The organism is Halomonas sp. C22 (assembly GCF_007655045.1).
Taxonomy (GTDB): domain Bacteria; phylum Pseudomonadota; class Gammaproteobacteria; order Pseudomonadales; family Halomonadaceae; genus Vreelandella; species Vreelandella hamiltonii.
Genome location: NZ_VBVC01000011.1, coordinates 68,690 through 91,742 on the forward strand (window position 1 = coordinate 68,690; position 23,053 = coordinate 91,742).

A 23,053-nucleotide genomic window follows, 5' to 3' on the forward strand; every position below is an offset into this window, starting at 1 on the left:
TGGGTGGTGACTTAGGCCTGAGCGCTAGCAGTAGAACCGGCATAGAACTGCTCGTTGTTCTTGGCCATGGCGCGCAGTTTCTCGGTAGGTGCGTAGAGCGGTCCCAACTCTTCGGCCAAACGGTCGGCCAGAGCGACGAACTCGGCCACGCCCAACGCATCGATGTAGCGCAGCGCGCCACCGCGGAAGGGCGGGAAGCCAATGCCGTAAATCAGTGCCATATCGGCTTCTGCGGGCGTCTCGACGATGCCGTCTTCCAGGCAACGTACGGTTTCCAGGCACAGCGGCACCATCATGCGCGCCACGATGTCCTCGTCGGAAAACTCTTTCTGCTCTTTCACGACGTCTTTCACGAGGGCATGGGCCTGCTCATCGCTGACCTTCTTCGGCTTGCCTTTCTTGTCCTCTTCGTAGGCGTAGAAGCCCTTGTCGTTCTTCTGGCCCAGGCGCTGGTTGTCATACATCACCTGTATGGCGGTTTTGCCTTCACGCGCCATGCGCTCAGGGAAGCCTTCGGCCATCACCTCGTTGGCGTGCACGGCGGTATCCATACCGACGACATCCAGCAGATACGCCGGGCCCATGGGCCAGCCAAACTTCTCCATGACCTTATCGACACGCTGGAAGTCGGCCCCTTGCTCTACCAGGAAGCTGAAGCCGCCGAAGTAAGGGAACAGCACGCGGTTGACCAGAAAGCCCGGGCAGTCGTTGACCACGATGGGCGTCTTGCCCATGGCGCGGGCGTAAGCCACGGTGGCGGCCACGGCGGCGTCGGAGGTTTTCTCGCCACGAATGACTTCCACCAGCGGCATACGGTGCACGGGGTTGAAGAAGTGCATACCGCAGAAGTTTTCCGGGCGCTTCAGATTCTTCGCCAGACGGTTGATCGAAATGGTGGACGTGTTGGAGGTAAGAATCGTGTTCTCACCCACCATGCCCTCTACTTCGGTCAGCACCGCATCCTTGACGTTGGGGTTTTCCACCACCGCTTCGACCACCAGATCGACATTGCCGAAATCGCCGTAAGAGAGCGTCGGGCGGATGTTGGAGAGTTTCTCGGCCATTTGCTCAGTAGTGAGCTTCTTGCGCTCTACCTGCTTGGAAAACAGTTTGCGAGCCTCTTTCAGGCCAAGCTCGATGGCATCGTCCTTGATGTCTTTCATCAGGATCGGAGTGCCTTTGCTGGCACTCTGGTAGGCGATACCGCCACCCATGATGCCAGCACCCAGCACGGCAGTCTGCTTGACCGGCTGCGCCTGCTTCTCGTATTTGCTGCCTTTCTTCTTGACCACCTGATCGTTGAGGAACAGCCCCACCAGGTTGAAGGCAACGCTACTCAGCGCCAGCTTGGCGAAGGACTTGGCTTCGATGGCCTGGGCACGCGCACGGGTTTCTCCGGCCCCTTTCTGGATGACCTTGATGGCTTCCACGGGTGCCGGGTAGTGCGGGCCTGCTTTACCGGCCACATAGCCTTTGGCGGTTTCGAAGGCCATCATCTGCTCGATGGCGTTGAGCTTCAGCGGAGAGGTTTTCTCCTCGCGGCGGGCCTGGTAATCCAGCTCACCGGCATTGGCACGGTCGAGGATGTCCAGCGCTGCCTCTTCCAGCAGCTCGTGGGCAACGGCAGCATCAACGGCGCCTACTTTCAAGGCGGCATCGGCACGGTTTTCGGTGCCACCGGCAATCCACTCCACGGCGTTATCTGCCCCGATCAGACGTGGCAGGCGCACGCAGCCACCCCAGCCTGGCAGAATGCCCAGTTTGGTTTCCGGCAGGCCAATCTTGGCTTTCTCGCTCATCACGCGATAGTCGGTGGTCAACAGCACTTCACAGCCGCCGCCCAGCGCCAGTCCATTGATCGCCGTCACGGTGGGATACGGCAGGTCTTCGATGGCGTTGAAGATATCGTGAACCTTGAGGTTCATCTCCACCAGATACTCTTCGCCCTTGTCGAACAGGCTGTGGAATTCGGTAATGTCGGCACCGACGATAAACACGTCCTTGGCACTGCGGATCATCAGACCTTGCACACCACTTGCGGCCTGCAGCGCCTTGACCGCGTCTCCCAGCTCCGCCACCACGGCACTGGAAAGCTTGTTGACGGACTCATCTTTCAGGTCGAAAGTGAGCACCGCGACATCATTGCCACCCTGGGTGTCACGACGCTCCACCGTGATGGCATTGCCTTGATAGATCATTCGCGCTCTCTCCACATAGTGTCGGGCAGGTTAGCTTCGGCGAACCCGCCGCGCATTCATACGGTCGTTTGATTGCCTTAGCTTGGTGGAGTTGCTCGAGTACGTCAACCCCTGACTTTTGGCTAATCCAGCCCTCAGCATAGTCCTTGTGGGGACCTTTCATGAATCTCGGCAGCCATCAGCGGCTGCCATCATTTTTGCGTTTTTGTTCTGCAGACTGCGACGTATGCGAAAATTAGTGCGTATGCTAAGGAATCATCACACTTCACGATTGAATCGAGCGATCAGACGATGGGCACTTTATTGAATCCCGCTCGGACACGGGCCGTACAGGCCTGGGTCGAGCGTCTTGTAGAGCGCCTGAAACCATGGAGCTGGCTGTGGCCGCCCATGGCATTTGCAGCAGGCCTGGGCAGTTTTTTTCTGGTGGATCGTCAGCAGTGGCTGGGAGTGGCCCTGGCGGTGGGGCTGCTGGTGGCTTGGCTTCTGCTGCTGTCGGAAAGCCTGATCGGGCGGCTGCTGGCCAGGCGCGGCCACCCTACCCTGCCCAAGGGCATTGCCTCTTTCATTGCCCAGATGATTCACCAGGAGACGCTATTTTTCACCCTGCCGTTCATCCTGATCACCACGGTGTGGAATAGCGGGCAGACGCTGTTTGCCCTACTGGTCATGGCCATGGCCGTGCTATCGATCATCGACCCACTGTATTACAAGCTGGCCGGACGATGGCGCAGCCTGTACTTCATGTTTCATGCGCAATGCGTCTTTCTGGTTCTGCTGGTGATCTTGCCGATCATGCTGCATCTGACCACCCGGCAAAGCCTGCTGCTGGCGCTGGTGCTCACCGTCCTGGTGGCCCTGCCCAGCTTCTGGCATCTGCTGAAGCAACGCAGCCTGGCGCGCTGGTGTGGTTTTCTTGCCTTGACCATGGTGCTGGCCTACGGCGCCTGGCTTGGCCGCGTCTGGGTGCCCCCCGCCAGTCTGTGGATGACGGGCAGCGCGCTATCGCCTGCTTTCGATACCCAGCAGCGCGTGCCCCAGGGTACCACTCCGCTGACTCCCGAGGCCCTGCGCACCCATGGGCTCTATGTATATACCGCCATTCGCGCACCACGCGGCTTGAGCGAAACCATTTATCATGTCTGGCATCATAATGGTACGCCCATGGACCGTATTGCCCTGACTATCAACGGCGGCCGTGAACAGGGGTATCGCGCCTGGAGCCATAAACGCAACTTCCCTGAAAACCCCGCAGGGGATTGGCGAGTCGACATCATGACCGAAGGAGGACAACGATTGGGGCTGATCCGCTTCACGGTCTCGGATGACGAGCAGCAGGCCTCCATGGCCGACAGCACCATTCAGCGCAGCGGATTGAGCGCGCTCAATTTACGGCGATTCGTGGCAGGCAGCCGTTCTGACCAGCAGGCCCCAGACGCCGCCGATTAGCATAACGCCTTGCATTCAGCGGCGCAGCTTATGACAATTCGCCCACTCACATTTTCTGGTAGCTAGCGACTATGGCTTCAACTATTGGTTTTCGTATTGCCCGATTGCCCCATTTATGGCGCTCCATCATCGACCGCAGGCTAGCACCGCTGGGGCTGACCCAAACGCGCTGGGTCACGCTTTATCACTTGTGGAAGCTCGGCGAAGGCAACCCGCAGTGCTATCTGGCGCGGGCCATTGGCGTCGAGGCACCTTCGCTGGTGCGCACGCTGGGGCAGCTGGAAGAGCAGGGGCTGGTGGAGCGGCGCGCCTGTGACACTGACCGTCGCAGCAAGCGCATTTATCTCACCCCGGCGGCGATGCCGCTGCTGGAACAGATCGACAGCGTAGTGCTCGCCGCCCGCAAGGAGATCTTCGCCGGGTTGAGCGACAGCGACCTGATCCAGTTGGACCAGTGGCTGGCGCAAATTGAATCCAATGGTCTGGCCATGCAGGCCAGAGACCAGGACAAGCCGACGGTATGATCCACCGCCAACCATGAACAGCTATCTCGTCAGGAGGGTCGACCGCCTGACGACAGCGCCTTGCCGGGAGGGCGGTCTGACAGGCCGCCCAGCGCCTCTTTCAAGGTCATGATATCGCCCAGGTAGCTGGTAAAGCGTTCGGCGGTTTGTGATTCCCACCACCATAGCGTCAAGGCGTACGAGTTGCACTCCAGCACCAGCGCATCCTGGGGCAAACGCTCCAGCAAGGTGCGCAGCGTGGCGTCGGCGCTCTCCGGTAGCGGTCGCAGCGGCGCAATACGCCACCGCCAGCCAGCATGAAAGGCTTCCAGTGCCGCGCTGGCATGGCTATCGCGCACCAGAACGAAATCCGGCCCCGGCGTCTCCTGGCCAAACCGCCACCGATAGGCTGGCATGGTGCCTTTGAAATGATGCAGCGGCGGCACGGCCATCTTGATGGTCACCCCCTGCTGCCGCGCACTGTCGCGTAGCGCCATCTGGCGCTTCTGGCGGGGGCTGGGCTTGAGCCACATCACCGGCGCCATCACGAACAGCAGAATCAGAACAATCACCAACCATTCCATTTAGCCACCTCTTGCATTGCCGTGCAGGGCAACGATTGCAAAAAACCATGATCCAGGTCGTTGTGCAGCGCCACTACCCGGCCTAAAGTAAGGTTATCTAACGAAGCTTCTCTTTGTTAAATACCACCAAGGAGATACGCCATGAGCTATCACCACATTCTGGTCGCCGTCGACCTCACCAAGGACTCGCACAAGATCCTTGAACGCGCCGTGGCGATTGCCGAACGCAATAACGGCGCCAAGCTCTCGATCATGCACACGCTGGAGCCGCTGGGCTTCGCCTACGGTGGCGATATACCCATGGACCTGACCAGCATTCAGGACCAGCTGGACGATCACGCGAAAAAACGCTTGGCAGACATTGCCGCTCCGCACGTCGAGCCCGCCGACCAGCACGTGGTGGTGGGCATGCCCGATACCGAGATCCATCGCTTTGCCGATGAGCACAATGTGGATCTCATCGTGGTGGGTTCCCACGGCCGCCACGGCTTTGCCCTGCTGCTGGGCTCTACCTCTACCGGCGTGCTGCATGGCGCCCAGTGCGACGTACTGGCCGTGCGCGTCGGCAAGAAAGGCGAAAAAAGCGACGAGTGATCGGCCATGACCGACCCTAACGCCAAAGGCCCCTTACGGGGCCTTTTTTATAGTGCCTTGCAGGCTATTCGCCGTTCGCCATCGCCTCCAGCTCCATCCAGCGCTCCATTGCCGTTTCCAGCGACTGCTGCACTTTTTCCAGGGCTTGCAGCCTGGCAGTCACGGCGGTGGCTTCCTGCTGGTAAAACCCCGGATCACCCACTTCCTGCTCAAGCGTCTCGACTTCCTGCTCCAGTCGCTCTATTTCGGCAGGCAGCGCATCCAGCTCTCGCTGCAGCTTGTAGGAGAGCTTCACGGACTTCCTGGCTGGCTCGTTGACGGGTTTTTCGACCACTTCTGGTGCAGGTACCGATGTCGGCTCCGTCTGCTGGCGGGCAGCACCCTCCCAGGGGGCTGGGGGCAGCTTGCCACCTTGTCGAATCCAGTCGGTGTAGCCACCCACGTACTCGCGCACGCGCCCTTCCCCTTCGAAGGCCAGCATGCTGGTCACCACGTTGTCCATGAAGGTACGGTCGTGGGAAACAAGCAGCAGCGTGCCATCGAAGTCGAGCAGCAGCTCTTCGAGCAGCTCAAGGGTTTCCATGTCCAGGTCGTTGGTGGGCTCATCGAGCACCAGCACGTTGGCAGGCTGCGTAAACAGCTTGGCCAGCAGCAGGCGGTTGGACTCGCCCCCCGACAGCGCCTTGACCGGCTGACGCACACGATCCGGCGTGAACAGGAAATCCTGCAAGTAGCTCATCACATGGCGGTCCTTGCCGCCGACAGTGACCCGATCACTGCCCTGCGCCACGTTGTCGTAAACGGTTTTCTCCAGCTCCAGCCCCGCCCGAAGCTGGTCAAAGTAGGCCACCTTCAGGTTGGTGCCCAGCTGCACGCTGCCTTCGCTTGGAGCAAGCTCTCCCAGCAGGATTTTCAACAGCGTGGTCTTGCCCGCGCCATTGCGACCCAGGAAACCGATACGGTCGCCGCGCATGACTTCCAGATTGACGTTGCGCAAGATGGTGTCGTCGCCAAAATACTGGCTAACGCCCTTGAGCTCGACCACCCGCTTGCCCGTGCGCTCGCCGCTGTCCACGGTCAGGTTGGCCGTGCCCTGGCGCTCACGGCGCTGGCTGCGCTCATTGCGCATCGCTTCCAGAGCCCGCACGCGCCCTTCGTTACGGGTTCGGCGCGCCTTGATTCCTTGACGGATCCAGGTCTCCTCCTGGGCCAGCTTCTTGTCGAACAACGCATTTTCACGCGATTCGATTTCCAGCTCGTGCTGCTTGCGCTCTTGATACTCCGCGTACACGCCGGGGTAGCGGCCCAGCTTGCCACGGTCCAGTTCCAGAATATGGGTGGCCAACTTCGACAGAAAGGCACGGTCGTGGGTGATCAGCAGCACGGCGCCATTGAACGCCAGCAGTTGCTCTTCCAGCCACGCAATCGTATCCAGATCCAGGTGGTTGGTGGGCTCATCCAGCAGCAGCAAGTCCGGCTCCGACACCAGCGCCCTGGCCAGCGCCACGCGACGACGCCAGCCACCGGAAAGCGCGCTCATCTCTGCTTCGGGCGGCAGGCCCAGGCGCGTCAGCACCACGTCGATACGCTGGTGGAACGACCAGCCATCAATCGCTTCCAGCCGCGTTTGCAGCGTGGCCATGCGGTTCATGTCCGGGTCGGGGTCGTTGATCAGATGCTGGTATTCCGACAGCAGCTCGCCCGCTTCGGGCAGCCCCTGGGCTACCATGTCAAAAATCGTCATGCCCGATGATTCGGGCAGCTCCTGGGCCAGCACGCCGATTTTCAGCCCCGGCGCGCGCCAGATGGTGCCGTCGTCCGCCTGGATGTCGCCTGCCACGAGTTTCAACAGGGTGGATTTACCGGTGCCGTTGCGCCCGACCAGCGCCAACCGCTCGCCCTTTTCAACCGTGAGGTCGGCGCGATTCAATAGTACCTGGGTGCCGTAAGCGAGTTGCAGCTGTTCGAGTCGTAACAGGGTCACGCAGTGTCCTCCTTCGTCGTGAGGCGCACAGTGTAACGCATGGATCCCTGTAACGGTGCACTCATATAGAGCCCGACGGTACAACGTGCTAACGTCCAGCGTGAAAGGGGCAACGCCTACGGCTGTCTTGTGGCACTTACAGGGTGGAAAAGCGTGACCGTTACCGTCTCCATGCACTTTGTCAACGAGCTGTTTCGTGGCCTGGCTCCCACCGGGCAAGCGGCCACGCGTTATTTGATGCTGTCTGGCATTTCCCCGTTCTTGCTCGAGGCTCCCAATGGCCGTGTAACGGTGGAACAGTTTGCCCAGCTTTATCGGCTTCTGGCGGTGGAGTTCGACGATGAGACGCCCGGTTTTTTCTCTCGACCACTGCGCTGCGGCACTCTCAAACTGCTGTGCCTCAGCATGCTGGATGCCCCCACGCTGCGTATCGCACTACATCGCTACACCCAGTTTTTTCGTATTGTGCTGGATGACTTTGGCTATTGTTTTTCCGTGGAGGGCGACCTGGCTCGTATGGCCCTCGAGGAGCACAAACCGCTTCAGGGTAGCCACATTCTGGTGCATGAGCTGATGTTGAAGCTCTTTCACGGCATTGCTTCCTGGCTGATCGCGCGAAAAATCCCGCCCATATTGATGGAGTGCAGCTATCCACAGCCCGCCCATCGAGCTGACTATCTCTATTTTTATCCAGGCAAGGTGACCTTCAACCAGCCGAAAACGGCGGTCTATTTCGATACGGCTTTTCTGGAACATCCCGTCCGACAACGCAAGCAGCACCTGGGGGCTTTTTTGCAGCGTGCGCCAGCAGACTGGTTTTATGTCTCTTTCGAAGACCGTATCGCCACCCATCGCGTACGGGAGTACTTGCACCGCCACCAGCTCTCTTCCAGCACCATTCACGACGTGGCCAATGCGCTGCACGTGTCCGTCCGTACTCTTTCACGCCACTTGCAGGCAGAGGGCACCCACTTTCAGGCGGTAAAGGACGAGTATCGGCGGGACGTGGCCATTCAGGTATTGACCCGCAGCAGGGAACCGCTCTCCGCGCTGGCCGAAACCCTCGGCTTCGAGGATCAGGCCTGCTTCAGCCGAGCCTTCAAGCAATGGACCGGCAATTCGCCTGCTGCCTACCGCAAAGCGCAGACAGCAGGCACCGCGCTCTGAGCCGCTAGATCTCCGTGCGGATACGTTTTTTATCCAGCTTGCCTACGCTGGTCTTGGGTATTTCATCGACGAAACGTATCAATGAAGGCACTCCCCAACGGTTGAGCTTGCCCTGCGCCACGAACTGCTCCATGAACCCCTGAATCGCCTCGACGGTAGGCGGCCGATTGAGGTCGCTGGGTACGACGAGCGCTGCGGGGCGCTCCCCCCACTTGTCATCCGCCACGCCGATGACCGCCACCTCAGCGACGCCGGGGCATTGACTGATATAGCTTTCCAGCTCCAGGGAGGACAGCCACTCGCCGCCGGTCTTGATGACGTCCTTGATGCGATCACTAATGGCCAAAAAGCCATGCGCATCCAGCGACCCCACATCCCCGGTGTGTAACCACCCCTCTCGCCATAGCTCTTCGCTACGCGTCTCTTCCTTGTAGTAAGCCTGGGTGAGCCAGGGCGCTTGTACGCGTACTTCCCCCACACTCTGGCCATCATGAGGAAGCGGTTGACCGTCCACATCGACCACCTGCAGCCGCACGAACGGCACCGGAAGACCGGCCTTGCAGCGCCAGGGGAGCTGGCTTTCGAAGTCAGCCTCCGCGACCTCCTTCGGCAAGATATCGGCGGTGAGCAGAGGACACGTTTCCGACATGCCGTAAGCGCTGCGGGTGTCGATCCCCAGCGCCCAGGCACGGCTTGCCAACGCCTGGGTCAAGGCGCTGCCTCCGACCAGCACTTTCCAGCCGGTCAAATCGACTTTTTTCGTCGCGATGGCCTCCGCGCTCACCACCATGTTGAGCAGTGTCGGTACGCAGTGAGAAAAATCGACCTTTTCACTGACCAGCAGCTTCACCAGCAGCTCCGGCTCGTATTTGCCCGGGTACACTTGCGTCGCGCCCAGCAGCGTGGCGGTGTAAGGGACGCCCCAGGCATGCACGTGAAACATCGGCGTAATGGGCATATACACCTTGTCTCGGTTCAACAGCTCGAAGCCAGGCGCCTGGAACGTGCTGGCCTCGCCCAGCGTGTGCAACACCAGCTGACGGTGAGTAAAGAACACCCCTTTCGGGTTGCCGGTCGTGCCGGTCGTGTAGAACAGCGTGGCCACGCCATTTTCATCGAACGTGGGGAAATCATAATGGCTGGGCTGGTCAGCCAGCAGGGCTTCGAACTCCCCCACCAATCGCAGCGACGTCGAGACGTCACGGCGCTCTTCCTGACAAAGCACGTAGCCACGAATATCGGGCAGTTGCTGCGCCAGCGGCTCCAGCAGAGGCACGAAGTCCTCATGCACCAGCACGAAGACGTCTTCCGCATGCTGCATGGTGTAGAGAATCTGTTCGGGTGCCAGGCGGACGTTCACCGTGTGCAGCACCGCGCCTATCATGGGAATGGCGAAAAAGCATTCCAGATAGCGGTGGCTGTCCCAATCCATCACCGCCACCACATCTCCTGCCTGCACTCCCTGCGCCGTCAACAGATGAGCCAGTTGATGGACACGCTCTTGAAAACGGCGGTAGTCGTGACGGCCTTGATCGCGGTACACGATCTGATTATTGCCCGCCATGCGAACGCCAGACTCCAGCAGATCCTTGATCAGCATGGGAGGGTTGGTGGCGGAGGACGTCGAAGGAAGCAGTTTTGGCGTTATCGTCGGCATAAAACGTACCTTTGATTGTTGTTGGATGTCTGGGGCAACTTAACGCTCGATTAGTAGCGCGATACCTTGCCCGCCACCAATGCACAGCGTAATCAGTCCAAAGCGCCCCTGAATGCGCTCCAGCTCATGCAGCGCTTTAAGGATCAAAATGGCGCCGGTGGCCCCCACCGGATGCCCAAGAGCGACCGCACCGCCATTGGGGTTGAGCTTTTCCAGCGGAAAATCGAGCGTGCTGGCCACCGCCATGGCCTGAGCCGCAAAGGCTTCATTGGATTCGATCACATCGATATCGTGGATGGTCAATCCAGCCTGCTGCAAGCAACGCTTGACGGCGGGAATGGGCCCCAACCCCATCAGTGATGGTTCCACGCCCGCCGTGGTGGCCACCCGCAACCGCGCACGCACGGTGAGCCCTCGTTTCCGGGCCTCTTCAGCATGGGCCAGTACGAGGGTGGCGGCGCCATCGTTGATCCCTGAGGCATTGCCTGCGGTCACGACCCCTTCACGCTTGAAAGCCGGTTTCAGCCGGGCCAGGTCACTGAGCACCACGTCTTCCCGGACATGCTCATCACGGGCAAAGGTCAGCGTCTGCTTGCCCCGGGTCACCTCTACCGGCACGATCTGCTCATCGAAGCGGCCTTCCGATAGTGCCCGCGCTGCTTTTTGATGGCTCTCGAGGGCGAATTGATCCAACTGCTCGCGGCTGAAACCGTACTGCTGCGCGATATTTTCAGCGGTGATTCCCATGTGACCACTGCCGAACGGGTCACTCAACACGCCAAGCGTCAAATCCTCGATGCGGGTGTCCCCCATGCGAATACCGTGGCGCGCCTGCGGGGCCAACACGTAGGCTCCGCGAGACATGCTTTCGGCACCGCCCGCCAAAGCGAGGCGACTGTCGCCCAGGACAATCTGCTGAGCCGCAGACACCACCGCCTGGACGCCAGAGCCGCACAGGCGATTAACGTTGAAGGCACCGGCCTCTTTGGGAACGCCTGCACTGAGTGCGATGTGGCGGGCCAGATAGGCATCCTGCGGGCCAGTAGTGATGATATGGCCGTAAACCGAATGATCGATGTCGGCGCCCTCCACCCCGGCCCGGCGCAGGGCTTCCACGGCGGTGATGGCGCCCAACTCATGGGGGGCGAAGGCGGATAGCGAACCGCCAAACCCTCCGATGGCGGTGCGCGCGCCCCCTACAATCACCACGCTATCCAACTGCATATAGACTCCTTGTCGACCGTTTTTTGGACCTCTTGCTCAAGAGGCTTTGCCCAGCAGCGAGCGCGCAATCACTTCTTTCATGATCTCGGAGCTGCCGGCATAAATGGTTTGTACCCGAGCATCGAGATAAAAGCGCGAAATGGGGTACTCATGAGTGTAGCCATAGCCACCAAACAACTGCAGACAGCGATCCACCGCATGACACTGCAGTTCGCTCAGCTGTAATTTAAGAATCGCCGCCTCGGTGCTGCTCATGCTGCCTTGCCGATACCGCTCCATGCACTGTTCGAAGTAAGCCCGGGCCATGTCAAGCTGGGCTTTGAGCTGCGCCAGCGTAAAGCGGGTGTTTTGAAAATCGGCAAGCCGCTGACCGAAAGCTTCACGCTGGGTGACGTATTCGAGGGTTAACGCTAGCGCCCCTTCTATTGCCCCCAGGGCCTGGGCACCCACCCCCAAACGCTCACGAGGCAGCTCTTGCATGAGGTAACGAAACCCTTCGCCCTCGTTGCCCAATAGCGCGTCTGCGGGCAACTTCAACTGACCAAAGGCCAGCTCCGCAGTGTCGCTGGCATGCTGGCCTATTTTCTTGATCGGTTTACCCCGGGAAAAGCCGGGCAGCGACGTTTCCACTAAAAATAGCGAGACCCCTTTGGCGCCGGCACTGGGATCGGTTTTCGCGCACACGATCACCAGATCGGCCACCTGACCATTGGTGATGAACAGCTTGCCGCCGTTGAGCAACCAGCCATCCTCTACCCGCGTGGCGCGGGTTTTCATCGCGGCCAAATCACTCCCGGCGTGGGGTTCGCTCATGGCAATGGCCCCCAGGCACTCCCCCAAGGCCATGCGCGGCAGCCACTTTTCCTTCTGCCCAGGTGTCCCCAGCCTCTGGACATACGGCATGACGATATTGGCGTGGATGTTGTAGGCACTGGCGAGGCCACCAAAGCCCTGACGAGACATCTCTTCAAGCACCCTTTGCGTGATGGCGATATCGGCCTCTGAGCCACCGTACGCTTCTGCCAGGTCAATACCCAACAGCCCTGCCGCCCCCAGCGCCAGCCACAGGGAGCGTGGTATTTCCCCCGCCTCCTCCCACTGCTGGTAAAAAGGCGCTACTTCCTGCGCTAAACAGCGGGTAATCATGGGCTGAAAGAGCCCCAGCTCCTGGTCGTCCATCATGACTCTCCCAGCGCCTGGCGCAGATGGCGCTTGAGAATTTTACCTGCCGTGCTCTTGGGCAGTGCGTCGGTAAACATCACCCGCTTGGGTACCTTGTAAGGGGCGATCAGGTCCTTGGCGTGTCGAATCAGCTCCGCTTCACTGGCGCTTTGCCCCTCCTTGAGCACCACCACCGCGGTAATCGCCTCGATCCATTTGTCATCGGGCAGCCCCACAACCGCCACCTCTGAAACCGCCGTGTGCTTGAACAGCACCTCTTCCACTTCTCGACTGGCGACCAGCACACCGCCGGTATTGATCACGTCCTTGATACGGTCGACGATGTACAAATAGCCCGCTTCATCGACATACCCCACGTCTCCAGAGTGGAACCAGCCTCCCTGAAATGCCTCTGCGGTCATCTCGGGTTTGTCCCAGTAGCCCAGCATGAGCTGCGGAGAACGATGGACGATTTCCCCATGCTCTCCCGGCGGAACATCGTTGCCCTCCAGATCGACGATGCGCGTTTCGACCGTGAGAATCGGTCGTCCAGCAGAGGCCGGCCGTTCGGCATGCTCTTCTGGTCGCAAAACAGTCGCCAAGGGCGCTATTTCGCTCTGTCCGTAGCAGTTGTACAGGCCGACACCATGAAAGCGCTGCTGCATCTCTTCGAGTACCGGCACCGGCATGATGGAGGCCCCGTAATAGGCTTTTCTGAGGCTCGAGAGATCGTACTGATCGAAGTGAGGGTGCCGTAACAGACTGATCCACACGGTAGGAGGGGCAAAAAAAGAGCTGATCTGGTGCTGTGAAATGGCAGCCAGGCAGCTTTCCGGCAGGGGGGCCTCCAGCAGAATGACGGGCGCTCCCAGCAGTAGCGCAGGCATCAGAAACACGTGCATTTGCGCCGAGTGGTACAAGGGCAGCGCTGCCAGCACGGCGTCATCTGCCTGGATATCCAACGCCACCATGCACGCCATGTACTCGGCCATGAGCGCTTGATGGCTCATGATGGCAGCCTTGGGCGCTGCCGTGGTACCAGAGGTATATAACAACTGGGCGATGCTGGCCCCCTCCAGCGCGACGTCTGGCTCATGGGCAGCATGAGCCAGAGAAGCATGAACCCCGTGGGTACACGCCAGTACGTCGAAGGCGTCTTCTTGAAGCGATGCCCCCTCCGCCTGCAGGGTACCGTTGACGACCAGCGACAGTCCCGCGACGGCAGCGCGAACCTTGTCACCTAGCACCGCGTCGCTCAGTACCCCTTTTGCGCCCGACTGCTCCAGAATGTAGCGAAGCTCGTCACTGCTCAGCGCAAAATTGACAGGGACGTGAATCAGGCCCGCCTTGCTACAGGCCAGCCACGCGATCACATAGGCATCCGAGTTTTTACCGTATACCGCCAGGCGGTCGCCCGGCGCCAGCCCTGCTTCCAGCAGCGCATTTGCCGCCTGGTTGGCCGCGTTATTGAGCGCTTGATAACTCCACGTACGCTCGCCGAACGTCAAAGCCCGCTTCTGGGCATGCTTGCGCGCGCTGCGGTCAAGCGCAGCGCCAATCGTATTGCGATGAATGTTATCTACAGACGTCATGGCTGTTTAACCCTTTACGAGTGGGCAGACGCTTTCAGACAGTGGCCGGAACGCTTCCTCGGCAGGAATGGTGCGGACCACCCGGAACAAGTCGTCTTCATCTGCTGACTCTGCCGGGGTTTTGACTTCCACCAGGTACATGTCGTGGACCATACGGCCGTCTTCGCGGATATAGCCGTTCTGGGCAAAGATATCGTTGATAGGCGTGTCGGCCATCTGCTGACGCACCGTCTGGGTATCGTCTGTCCCGGTGGCAGCGATGGCGTCCAGGTAGTGGCGAGTGCTGGAGTAGAGGCCAGCGTGCACCATGGTAGGCATGCTGCCCGTACGCTCCCGGAAGCGTTCTGCCCAAGCGCGGGTTTCCTCGTTCAAGTCGTAATACCAGGCTTTGGTGAACTGCAGCCCTTGGGCATTTTCCAGCCCGATACTGCGCACATCGGTACTGAACAGCACCATTCCCGCCAGGATTTGCCCGGCCTGGGTAATACCAAACTCCCCCGCCGTCTGAACCGCGTTGATGGTGTCCCCGCCCGCGTTATTCAGCGCAATGACGTCAGCACCAGAGGCCTGCGCCTGTAACATGAACGATGAAAAGTCGTTATTGGGGAATGGATGACGCGCACGCCCTACGATGGTGCCACCGTTTTCAGTGACCACGCGCTCGACGTCTGCTTCCAACGCATGACCAAAAGAGTAATCGGCACTCAACAAGTACCAGTTTTTGTAGCCTTCTTCGGTAATGGCTTTGGCGGTGCCGTTCGACATCGCCCAGGTGTCATACACCCAGTGAATATGATTCGCAGAGCAGTGTTCGTTGGTCACGCCGGAGGAGACGGCACCATTCACCAGCCCCAGCTTGTCGGCCTCCTGCAGCAGACTGACAGCCGCCAACGTGACCGATGATGCCACCAGGCCCGTGACCATATCGACGTTGCGCTCATCGATCCATTCACGCACCACGCTGGAGCCCACGTCAGGGCTGTTACGATCATCGGCACTGAACACCACGATATCCGCCCCGTTGACACTGCCGCCAATATCCTCGATCGCCATCTGAATGGCATCGAGCCCCAGAGAACCGATAGGATCGCGGTAAACGCCTGACATATCGGCCAGATAGCCAATGCGGATTTCGTTATCAGAAATCCCTTCATGGGCGGCAACGAACGGAACGAAGCCTGCAGCAACCACCGCAGAAGCTAACGCAGACAGGGTGAAACGACGTGATAACGGCATGAGGGTACCTCTCTATTGTTGTTATTGAGGTGAAAATCACAACGCTGGCGTTGCGCCTTCACTCATTGAATCACGGGCATGGCGGTGACTCATTTTCATGGTAAGAGCAAACAGGCCTGCACTGTTTACCTATTGAGCCAGTTTTTTTGCAATTCATGCCATTTGCAGTGTGATTACTTGCCACGTTCATGGCGGCTTGCGTTGGCGAGCCAAGCGGCTCCAGCGTTACAATGGGGCCACTGGCCCACAGAAGAGATGAGCACATTGGCGACTCAGCAAGCACACGACGCGTTACCTGAAGCGCTACAGTTTCGCCCCAGCACACCGCTGGTCGATATTGGCGCCAACCTGACCCATGAGAGCTTTCAGCGCGATTTGAGCGACGTGATTGCCAGGGCCCGAGCCGCCAACGTGACCACAATGATCGTCACGGGAACGGATGTCGCCCACGCCAGGCAGGCCGTCGAGATGGCTCGGCAGTTTGCGGGGCTGTATGCCACTGCGGGGGTGCATCCCCATGATGCCAGTGGCTGGAGCGAAGACGTGGCCCAGGCGCTGGGCAATCTCTATACACTGCCCGAGGTGGTCGCGGTCGGTGAGTGCGGGCTCGACTTCAACCGCAACTTTTCCACACCGCAGGAGCAGGAGCGCGCCTTTGAAGCGCAGTTGGCCCTGGCGGCGGCATCCGGGCTACCGCTGTTTCTTCATGAGCGTGATGCAGGACAGCGCATGCGTGAGATCCTGCACCACTGGCGCGACGATATCAGCCACGCGGTGATCCACTGCTTTACCGCAGACCGTGAAACGCTGCGGGGCTATCTGGAGCTGGACCTGCACATCGGCTTGACGGGCTGGATTTGTGACGAGCGGCGCGGGCATCACCTGCGTGACCTGGTGCGCGAGATCCCGCTGGATCGATTGATGGTCGAAACCGACTGCCCTTACTTGCTGCCCCGTAATTTGCCCGCCAAGCTGAAAGGCAGACGCCATGAGCCTGCCCTGCTGCCCTGGATCGTGCAGGAGATTGCTCGTTGGCATCAGGTGAGTGACACTGAACTCGCGGCGGCGACCACCCGGACCGCCCTGCAATTTTTCCGTATCGACACGGATACCTAGAAGGAACGACAACCATGGCCGACTACCCCGGTTTTATTGCCATAGAGATAGGTGAAGACAATGGCTTGCCGCTGTCGATTGCATGGTCACTGCCCGATGGCCGCATCAAGCAGACCTTGATCCAGCCGGATGACAGCTGGATTACCGAAGACAGCAATGTCATGGGGGCTTACAGCATCGAAGAGCTGGAGAGCCTGGGGGTCAGCCCGCTGGATGTGATCCGCGAGCTGGAGAACGACCATTTCTCGGCCACACTGTACACCAGCGACAACGGCGAAGACGAGGCCGCCCTTGCCCGCTTGTTCGACACCTACGGGCTGGACCCTTTTGTGGAGCTGGCACCCGCACAAGTGCTGTATGAAACCCTCAGCTCAAGCGAATGGCACCGCCTGCGCAGTGATACCTTCAACGACCTGGGCCTAGAACCCATGCGCCCCGAGCACGAAATCGAGGTCATGCTGACCCTGCATCAGCAGTTGTCCGAGGCTGACTAACCCACTTTCATCAGAGCATCGTCCAGCAGGCGGTGCCCCTGCCGAATCGCCTGCTCCAGCGTGTCCTGGTGCTGATAGTAGCGCGCCAATGCCATCCGAAACGCATTGGCGCGCAGGGGCAGTCCCTCTTGCCGATAGCGCTCGGCCCTCGCTGCCACGCGTCTTGCGAAAGCCTCCCGGTCCACCTCGCCCCCGCCGCCCAGATTGTCCACACTGACATGGAACGTACGGCCACACGCCTGGGTAAACAGTTGCTCCAACGCCTGAGGGGCCACTTCGGCCTGTTCGAATGCCTGTTGCTGTTCCTCCGTGCGCCCGTCCGGGTAGTACCAGTAGCCATAATCTTCCCACTGGCGGCGTTTTGCGCCTGCGATGCACCAGTGGCTGATCTCATGTAACGCACTGGCAAAATAGCCTCGTGCAAAGATCACCTGATGGTAAGGCGTTTGCTCACTCATCGGGCGGTAAAGCGGCTCATCGCCACCGCGAATCAGTCGAGTCTGATAGTGGTCTGCAAACACCCCATCAAACAGCGCAGTAATATCGTCGAGCGTCCAGCGCTCTTGCGGGTTAGTCACACCGTTATCTCATTCATGAACGTTGCACTAGTATAACGAGGGACCCATCCTTGGCTAAAGAGGAGAGCGCAAGGTATAGCGACTCCTGCTACTCTATCGCTTTTTCCTGGGTCTCTTTGCTAAATAGGAACCATACCTTGGGCGGCTTCACTAGCGATATCAAGAAAATTTACTGGCCTGAAACACGCACACTCATGGCCCTGGCGCTGCCTATCTGTGGTGCACAGCTTGCTCAGGCAGGCATGAGCGTCGTCGATGTGATGATGACCGGACGACATGACGCCACGTCGCTGGCGGCGGTGTCGGTAGGCTCCAGCCTGTGGATGCCTCTGATGCTGTTCATGACCGGCACGCTGATGGGGCTGACGCCCATCGTGGCTCAACTGCTGGGAGGGCAACGCAACGGCGCCATTCGTCCCGCCGTACATCAGGCGCTCTGGGTGGCCCTGGCGCTGGGCTTGTTGGCCGCCCTGCTGCTGCGTACGGCCGTCATGCCGATCTTCGAGCTGATGAACGTGCCACCGGCAGTGGCCAGCGAGTCGGCTGCTTACCTGAGCGCGGTGGCCTTCGGCATGCCAGGCATCGCGCTATTTCAGGCATTGAGAGCGTTTTCGGATGGCATGAACCATACCCGGCCAGCCTTGTGGATCAGCCTGATTGGCCTGGCCGTCAATATTCCCAGCAACTATGTACTGATCTACGGGGGTGATGGGCTGGTCAGCCTGTTCGGCGCCGCGCTGCCGGATACGCTGCAGCAGCTACCCGCGCTGGGCGCCTTTGGCTGTGGTATTGCCACGGCCTTCTCCATGTGGACCATGACCATTGCCATGGCACTCTACACACGCCGTGGCACGGTATACCGCAGCGTTTCCTTGTGGCATGGCGCCACCTGGCCACAGTGGTCAGGCGTGCGTGAGCTGCTCGTGGTCGGGGTGCCCATCGGCGTCGCGATTTTTGTCGAAGTGACGCTGTTCACGCTGATCGCCCTGTTCATTGCCAGCCTTGGTGAAGTGACCGTGGGGGCTCACCAGATCGCGCTGAGCTATACCTCGATCCTGTTCATGCTGCCCATGTCACTGAGCATGGCACTGACGGTGCGTGTCGGTAATACGCTGGGGCAGCAGCGCCTTTCCCTGGCCCGCAAGGTTGCCTGGAACGGTGTCGTGATCAGCGTGATCGTCGCCGCGTTCAACAGCACGCTGCTCTGGTTCACTGCCGCACCGGTCATCAGCCTGTATACCTCCAATAGCGACATTCAGGCCCTGGCGCTCACGATCATCGCTCTGGCGGTCATCTTTCAGCTGTCGGACTCGCTGCAAGTGAATCTGGCCGGCGCGCTGCGAGGCTACAAGGATACCCGCATCGTCATGGTGATCACCGTTCTTTCCTACTGGATCGTCGGGCTGGGGGGCGGTCATTGGCTGGGAACCTATGGCATGGGCGGCGAGTCACAGCCGCTGGGGGTACACGGCTACTGGATCGGCCTGATTGCAGGGCTCACGACAGCGGCCATCTTGCTGGCTTGGCGATTACATCGAATCAGTCAACGGGAGTGACCCCATGCGGCCTTCAAGTTTCTACCGCTCATGCCTCGTGATGCCCGTCGTCATGTCGGCCAGCCTGGTGCTGGCTGGCTGCGGCGACAACAGCGCGGACGAGGCCTGGGCGGCCTACCAGCGCTCGACTGCCGAGGAGCTCGGCATTTCCGCTCCTGAACGCCAGCAGCCCCGTAACATAGGCGCCTTTCCCGACCGACGCCAGCGCGTGATCGAGCTGCCGGAGATACGCGAAGGCATGCTCAATATCTATGCGTTACGCAAGTGCCAGATCACCTCCCTGATTGCTGCCAGAAACAATCAGCTAGGCCGTGTCGCACCGCCCAGCCAGCAATGGATCTACGAGCGCACGCTGTGGCAACGCCTGGATCACTGCTGGAACAGCGATATTCCTGAACGGCTGGGTGAGGATGACGCCCATCGCCTGGCACAGCTGACCCAGCTCAAAACCGAGCAGCTGCCCTTTGCGACCTGGAACGCCATCTTTGCCTCGGAAGAGTGGGAGAAGAGTTTCGCCCGCGCCAGTCATCCTCTGCACACACTCCCCGATCAAGTCTGGGCAGCACAGCGGGCAGCACTGGATTATCTTGAGCAGATGATTACCCAGCAGTTCAATCAGGCCTGGCAACACGACTCCTCGACCCTGGAAAACCATCTCAAAACGCTCCAGCAGCGTCCGCTGACTGCCGAAGTGCTGCGCGCCTTGCTGCTGGCTGAGCAGCGCCTGAACGAGCTAAACGCGGCTATAGCCCAGGCCGAACCAGACGCAGGGAGCAGCTGTTGGTCAGAAGCCCTGCCTGACTGGGTAGACCAACTGGAGCAACGCGCAGAGCAGTGGCTGGTGTCGGTGAATAGCCTTTTCGATACCCATGCCGTCAGCCCACCGCCAGCGGTGTCTGACTACCAGCAGGCCTGGCTCGACATGCAGAACCCGGAGGCCCCCTGGCAGCAGTTTCAACGGGCTCTGGCGCATCATCGTCAGTTGGCGCTTACCCTGGCGCCCTGCACACAGCATTAAATATGCTCGTCATGCTTAACCTTCCAGACAAGGTGTGCTATTGGTGAAGGTAGCGGCAGATGAAAATCACTGTCTGCCAATGTCGTGACCACGCAGTACAAGGAGGGACACCATGGGCTCACCCCTGTCAACTCGCTCTGCCCAGGTCATCGACCTGGATACCGTGCGTCAGCGTCAGCAGGCGCGAAAATGTCTCGTTCGTCTGGCTCCGGAGCTGGACGGACTGGAAATGGTTTACCAGCTCGCTGCGAGTCCCGACACCTACTATGGTCTCCCCATTCTGGCCTGGGGCTTGAGAGAAGATGGCAGCATTACCGGGCTGGTACCCTGGATGGAGTCTCTGGCGGCCTGCCATGAGCTGGACAGCGAGGAAAGCGGTTGCTTCGTCGGTTACCGTGACCCCGAAACCGATGAAATCTTCGATGTTCCCCCCGACCACAAGTACGACGAACTGGTCGCGGCTGCAGGCTATTTCGAGTATGAGGCATCCGGTGAAGTGACGCTGATCCAGCAGCTTCCCGATACCCTGGGAACCCATGCCTTGTGCATGAACCGGCCCAATGCCCCCTGGCATATGAAGCCGGTCTACGGGTGGCGCCTGTACAGCGACGGCAGCGTGGACGCACTGCTGGCTGACGAGCAAAAAGCCACTCTGATGCCGATCCTGCTGGGTGATAACTGCCTGTATGACGCCCACTCGCGCCATCACACCGTCTATTTTTTCCAACGCCACATCGCTAATCGCATCCTCGAAGAGGACCCGGCTACGCTTGAGGCCCTGGCCATGATGGTGGTCTCCGACAGCAACGAGCGCTCTTGAAGCCATCCCGGCAAGGCATTGCACCATGGTCGATGCATGCCTTGCCAGGACTCCCCAGTATCACGCCAAACGGATAAAGTAGACGTAGTGGTCGTCAGAGCCCTGCTGCTCGATAAGCTCGTGCCCCAGGAATTGACAAAACTTGGGGACATCGCGCGTCGTCGCAGGGTCCGTCGCCACGACCTTCAGCACCTGGCCCGACGCCATGTCACGCACCTTGTTGTGCATCAGCATGATGGGCTCTGGGCAGTACAGCCCGGTGGTGTCCAATTCGGCATCGAAAGCACTGGGGGCTTGTGTAGGATCAGTCATCGACTCTCTCGGTTAGGAAACAGACACTATGATAAAAGTCATCATTGAACGACGCATCATGCCCGGCCTGGAAGATGAATATGAGCAGGCCGCACGCGAAGCCATGCGCGTATCATTGGGCATTCGTGGCTTCGTTGGTGGTGAAACGCTGGTAGAGCGCGGCCACACCGACCGTCGACTGATGATCACCAAATGGCGTGACCTGCGCGCTTGGAAAGAGTGGCACGCAAGCGAGGCTCGCGCCATGGCCATGCAGCGCATTCTGCCTCTTCTCACCGAAGATGAAGCCATTCGTATCTATGAGCCGGGGTACTAGGCGAGCGTTCAGCCAGTCAAGCACACCTTCTCAGTGTAGCAACCTGACATGCACCGTCACCTCTTCCCGATCATGGTAGAGATGACGGCAGCTTATTTTAGCGCTTACCCCGGCTGACGCCAACGAGGCTTCCAGCGTCGTCAGGCAGCGCGTCACTTCGTCCCAGCGTTTCTTCATGGGCAGCTTCAAGTTGAAGATAGCTTCACGACACCATTTACGCGTCAACCAACGCTCTACCATGGCCAATACCCGTACAGGCTTGTCCACGATGTCGCACACCAGCCAATCCAGCCGCTGAGGGGGCTCCCAGGTAAAGCCATCTTCACGCAGGTGGTCGATCTGACCCGTCGCCATCAGGGCTTTGTCCATCGGCCCATTATCGATGGCATAGACGTACATGCCGCGCTGCACCAGCTGCCATGTCCAGCCTCCTGGCGCCGCCCCCAGGTCCGCTGCCTGCATGTGCTCCGCCAGGCGAGTATCCCACTGATCGCGTGGAATGAATTCGTGCCAGGCCTCTTCCAGTTTCAGCGTCGAGCGGCTTGGCGCACGGGAAGGAAAGCGTAGCCGCCGGATTCCGTTCAACAGCTCGCTACGATTGTCAGGGAAGCTCATGCCAAGCTGCACACGGTCTCCGTCCGTCCAGAAAATATGCAGCCGTCTTCCGCCAGCCTTGCCTCGCAGCGCCCCACGCTTTTTCAGCGTGTTTTGCAGCGGGCGAGTGAGCGCCTTGATCAACCCCGACAGTGCTTTGCCATCGTTGGTATCCGGTGTTTCGTGCCAAATCTCTTCAAAGCTCCAACGGCTGGCTTTGACCTGATCGAGAATGGCGGTCAGACGATCCTCACGGGACAGCACCAAGGGCGGCAGCGCTGCCAGACTCTGCCTGGCAAAGATGAGATGCTGGAAAGCTGCCTGGCGGTGCAGGTCATTGATCGCCTCACCATCCTGTCGCGTCAAGCTGACCCATCCGGCCCCATGGGCTGGTTCGCAGTTCACCCCCTGCTGTTTGGCATGGTGCTGCATTTCCGCCAACGTATCGCCCTCGAAACCGGGTCGACAATAGACCAGCCACGCCGTGGGTATCGTGTCACTCACCTTTCACCTCTCTGTAAACATGGAGCCGTCACTGCCCTCTCGAAAACACATGATAACATCGCAGCGAAGCAACAACGGCTCCCCAAGGCAGCCTATCAACGCATATCACCCCCACAGCCCGAGCCATGAGGGTTTTGCGCAAGTGCCAAACGCAAAAAGCCCCGAACACAATGTGCTCGGGGCTTTCTACGATATAAGTGCCTGACGATGTTCGGACCGGCCACCCGGCGGGCGGCGCTCCGCTACTCTTCAGGGGGAGACCCCCAAAAAGCAAAACCCCGACCATAAGGCCGGGGTTTCGTAATAAGTGCCTGACGATGACCTACTCTCACATGGGGAGACCCCACACTACCATCGGCGCTAAGCGGTTTCACTTCTGAGTTCGGCATGGGATCA

Annotated in this window: 21 protein-coding genes and 1 rRNA gene; 10 read left to right on the plus strand and 12 right to left on the minus strand. The window is 59.7% G+C overall.

The window, feature by feature from the left end:
- Positions 1–11 precede the first annotated feature (11 nt).
- Positions 12–2,198 carry a fatty acid oxidation complex subunit alpha FadB gene (fadB, locus tag FEU76_RS16755; protein WP_144984455.1) on the minus strand — a complete coding sequence of 729 codons (2,187 nt, stop codon included), beginning with the start codon at positions 2,196–2,198 and terminating at the stop codon, positions 12–14.
- A 291-nt stretch (positions 2,199–2,489) separates the two neighbouring features.
- On the opposite strand from fadB, the gene FEU76_RS16760 reads away from it, so the two are divergent.
- Positions 2,490–3,647, plus strand: coding sequence for a DUF5924 family protein (locus FEU76_RS16760; protein ID WP_096922718.1), 1,158 nt, complete (start codon positions 2,490–2,492; stop codon positions 3,645–3,647).
- 71 nt (positions 3,648–3,718) lie between these two features.
- Complete coding sequence (slyA, locus tag FEU76_RS16765) at positions 3,719–4,171, plus strand: transcriptional regulator SlyA (protein ID WP_081135134.1); 453 nt, start codon at positions 3,719–3,721, stop codon at positions 4,169–4,171.
- A 29-nt stretch (positions 4,172–4,200) separates the two neighbouring features.
- On the opposite strand, the gene FEU76_RS16770 is transcribed toward slyA, so the two are convergent.
- The gene (locus FEU76_RS16770) at positions 4,201–4,734 is read right to left on the minus strand and encodes a hypothetical protein (RefSeq protein WP_039179390.1); all 534 of its coding nucleotides are present in this window, start codon (positions 4,732–4,734) and stop codon (positions 4,201–4,203) included.
- Positions 4,735–4,875: 141 nt separating this feature from the next.
- Here FEU76_RS16770 and FEU76_RS16775 point away from each other — a divergent pair, with 141 nt between their 5' ends.
- Positions 4,876–5,328, plus strand: coding sequence for a universal stress protein (locus tag FEU76_RS16775; protein WP_016914281.1), 453 nt, complete (start codon positions 4,876–4,878; stop codon positions 5,326–5,328).
- Positions 5,329–5,392: 64 nt separating this feature from the next.
- On the opposite strand, the gene FEU76_RS16780 is transcribed toward FEU76_RS16775, so the two are convergent.
- Positions 5,393–7,312: an ATP-binding cassette domain-containing protein gene (locus FEU76_RS16780; protein ID WP_144984458.1), complete on the minus strand. Its 1,920-nt coding sequence runs from the start codon at positions 7,310–7,312 to the stop codon at positions 5,393–5,395.
- Positions 7,313–7,465: 153 nt separating this feature from the next.
- On the opposite strand from FEU76_RS16780, the gene FEU76_RS16785 reads away from it, so the two are divergent.
- Positions 7,466–8,479 carry an AraC family transcriptional regulator gene (locus tag FEU76_RS16785; protein ID WP_084123787.1) on the plus strand — a complete coding sequence of 338 codons (1,014 nt, stop codon included), beginning with the start codon at positions 7,466–7,468 and terminating at the stop codon, positions 8,477–8,479.
- A gap of 4 nt (positions 8,480–8,483) precedes the next feature.
- Here FEU76_RS16785 and FEU76_RS16790 read toward each other — a convergent pair whose 3' ends face one another.
- From FEU76_RS16790 to FEU76_RS16810, 5 genes are read right to left on the minus strand one after another with little or no spacing between them, the layout of a single operon-like run.
- Positions 8,484–10,136 carry a fatty acid--CoA ligase gene (locus tag FEU76_RS16790; RefSeq protein ID WP_039179377.1) on the minus strand — a complete coding sequence of 551 codons (1,653 nt, stop codon included), beginning with the start codon at positions 10,134–10,136 and terminating at the stop codon, positions 8,484–8,486.
- A gap of 39 nt (positions 10,137–10,175) precedes the next feature.
- Positions 10,176–11,360 (minus strand): beta-ketothiolase BktB, encoded by a 1,185-nt coding sequence (gene bktB / locus FEU76_RS16795; RefSeq protein WP_039179375.1) that lies wholly within the window; start codon positions 11,358–11,360, stop codon positions 10,176–10,178.
- Positions 11,361–11,396: 36 nt separating this feature from the next.
- Positions 11,397–12,539, minus strand: coding sequence for an acyl-CoA dehydrogenase family protein (locus FEU76_RS16800; protein ID WP_039179372.1), 1,143 nt, complete (start codon positions 12,537–12,539; stop codon positions 11,397–11,399).
- A complete protein-coding gene (locus FEU76_RS16805; protein WP_039179367.1) occupies positions 12,539–14,113 on the minus strand; it encodes a fatty acyl-CoA synthetase in 1,575 nt (524 codons plus the stop codon). The genes FEU76_RS16800 and FEU76_RS16805 overlap by 1 nt, the downstream gene beginning before the upstream one ends.
- 6 nt (positions 14,114–14,119) lie before the next feature.
- Positions 14,120–15,349: an ABC transporter substrate-binding protein gene (locus FEU76_RS16810; RefSeq protein ID WP_039179364.1), complete on the minus strand. Its 1,230-nt coding sequence runs from the start codon at positions 15,347–15,349 to the stop codon at positions 14,120–14,122.
- Positions 15,350–15,604: 255 nt separating this feature from the next.
- Here FEU76_RS16810 and FEU76_RS16815 point away from each other — a divergent pair, with 255 nt between their 5' ends.
- Together FEU76_RS16815 and FEU76_RS16820 are read left to right on the plus strand one after the other, a co-directional pair.
- The gene (locus FEU76_RS16815; protein WP_039179361.1) at positions 15,605–16,465 is read left to right on the plus strand and encodes a TatD family hydrolase; all 861 of its coding nucleotides are present in this window, start codon (positions 15,605–15,607) and stop codon (positions 16,463–16,465) included.
- A 14-nt stretch (positions 16,466–16,479) separates the two neighbouring features.
- Positions 16,480–16,959: a hypothetical protein gene (locus FEU76_RS16820; protein ID WP_016914304.1), complete on the plus strand. Its 480-nt coding sequence runs from the start codon at positions 16,480–16,482 to the stop codon at positions 16,957–16,959.
- Here FEU76_RS16820 and FEU76_RS16825 read toward each other — a convergent pair.
- Complete coding sequence (locus tag FEU76_RS16825; RefSeq protein ID WP_039179358.1) at positions 16,956–17,537, minus strand: elongation factor P hydroxylase; 582 nt, start codon at positions 17,535–17,537, stop codon at positions 16,956–16,958. The genes FEU76_RS16820 and FEU76_RS16825 overlap by 4 nt on opposite strands.
- Before the next feature lie 137 nt (positions 17,538–17,674).
- On the opposite strand from FEU76_RS16825, the gene FEU76_RS16830 reads away from it, so the two are divergent.
- The 3 genes from FEU76_RS16830 to FEU76_RS16840 all read left to right on the plus strand — a co-directional run bounded on the left by FEU76_RS16830 (position 17,675) and on the right by FEU76_RS16840 (position 20,931).
- Positions 17,675–19,093, plus strand: coding sequence for an MATE family efflux transporter (locus FEU76_RS16830; protein ID WP_039179355.1), 1,419 nt, complete (start codon positions 17,675–17,677; stop codon positions 19,091–19,093).
- A gap of 4 nt (positions 19,094–19,097) precedes the next feature.
- Positions 19,098–20,111: a DUF3080 family protein gene (locus FEU76_RS16835; protein WP_144984461.1), complete on the plus strand. Its 1,014-nt coding sequence runs from the start codon at positions 19,098–19,100 to the stop codon at positions 20,109–20,111.
- 112 nt (positions 20,112–20,223) lie between these two features.
- Complete coding sequence (locus FEU76_RS16840) at positions 20,224–20,931, plus strand: hypothetical protein (protein ID WP_039179348.1); 708 nt, start codon at positions 20,224–20,226, stop codon at positions 20,929–20,931.
- 60 nt (positions 20,932–20,991) lie between these two features.
- Here FEU76_RS16840 and tusA read toward each other — a convergent pair whose 3' ends face one another.
- On the minus strand, positions 20,992–21,243 hold the full coding sequence (gene tusA, locus FEU76_RS16845) for a sulfurtransferase TusA (RefSeq protein ID WP_039179343.1): 252 nt from the start codon (positions 21,241–21,243) through the stop codon (positions 20,992–20,994).
- 28 nt (positions 21,244–21,271) lie between these two features.
- Between tusA and FEU76_RS16850 the strand changes: the two genes are divergently transcribed.
- Complete coding sequence (locus FEU76_RS16850) at positions 21,272–21,559, plus strand: antibiotic biosynthesis monooxygenase family protein (protein ID WP_016914310.1); 288 nt, start codon at positions 21,272–21,274, stop codon at positions 21,557–21,559.
- Positions 21,560–21,589: 30 nt separating this feature from the next.
- Here FEU76_RS16850 and rlmM read toward each other — a convergent pair whose 3' ends face one another.
- Both rlmM and rrf read right to left on the minus strand, forming a co-directional pair.
- A complete protein-coding gene (rlmM, locus tag FEU76_RS16855; RefSeq protein WP_039179339.1) occupies positions 21,590–22,657 on the minus strand; it encodes a 23S rRNA (cytidine(2498)-2'-O)-methyltransferase RlmM in 1,068 nt (355 codons plus the stop codon).
- Between the two features lie 309 nt (positions 22,658–22,966).
- Positions 22,967–23,053, minus strand: a 5S ribosomal RNA gene (gene rrf / locus FEU76_RS16860); the annotation flags it as partial.

Coding starts and splice junctions, on each gene's coding strand:
- fadB (WP_144984455.1), bottom strand. CDS start 2,198: ATGATCTATCAAGGCAATGCCATCACGGTGGAGCGTCGTGACACCCAG.
- FEU76_RS16760 (WP_096922718.1), top strand. CDS start 2,490: ATGGGCACTTTATTGAATCCCGCTCGGACACGGGCCGTACAGGCCTGG.
- slyA (WP_081135134.1), top strand. CDS start 3,719: ATGGCTTCAACTATTGGTTTTCGTATTGCCCGATTGCCCCATTTATGG.
- FEU76_RS16770 (WP_039179390.1), bottom strand. CDS start 4,734: ATGGAATGGTTGGTGATTGTTCTGATTCTGCTGTTCGTGATGGCGCCG.
- FEU76_RS16775 (WP_016914281.1), top strand. CDS start 4,876: ATGAGCTATCACCACATTCTGGTCGCCGTCGACCTCACCAAGGACTCG.
- FEU76_RS16790 (WP_039179377.1), bottom strand. CDS start 10,136: ATGCCGACGATAACGCCAAAACTGCTTCCTTCGACGTCCTCCGCCACC.
- bktB (WP_039179375.1), bottom strand. CDS start 11,360: ATGCAGTTGGATAGCGTGGTGATTGTAGGGGGCGCGCGCACCGCCATC.
- FEU76_RS16800 (WP_039179372.1), bottom strand. CDS start 12,539: ATGGACGACCAGGAGCTGGGGCTCTTTCAGCCCATGATTACCCGCTGT.
- FEU76_RS16805 (WP_039179367.1), bottom strand. CDS start 14,113: ATGACGTCTGTAGATAACATTCATCGCAATACGATTGGCGCTGCGCTT.
- FEU76_RS16810 (WP_039179364.1), bottom strand. CDS start 15,349: ATGCCGTTATCACGTCGTTTCACCCTGTCTGCGTTAGCTTCTGCGGTG.
- FEU76_RS16815 (WP_039179361.1), top strand. CDS start 15,605: ATGAGCACATTGGCGACTCAGCAAGCACACGACGCGTTACCTGAAGCG.
- FEU76_RS16820 (WP_016914304.1), top strand. CDS start 16,480: ATGGCCGACTACCCCGGTTTTATTGCCATAGAGATAGGTGAAGACAAT.
- FEU76_RS16835 (WP_144984461.1), top strand. CDS start 19,098: ATGCGGCCTTCAAGTTTCTACCGCTCATGCCTCGTGATGCCCGTCGTC.
- FEU76_RS16840 (WP_039179348.1), top strand. CDS start 20,224: ATGGGCTCACCCCTGTCAACTCGCTCTGCCCAGGTCATCGACCTGGAT.
- tusA (WP_039179343.1), bottom strand. CDS start 21,243: ATGACTGATCCTACACAAGCCCCCAGTGCTTTCGATGCCGAATTGGAC.
- FEU76_RS16850 (WP_016914310.1), top strand. CDS start 21,272: ATGATAAAAGTCATCATTGAACGACGCATCATGCCCGGCCTGGAAGAT.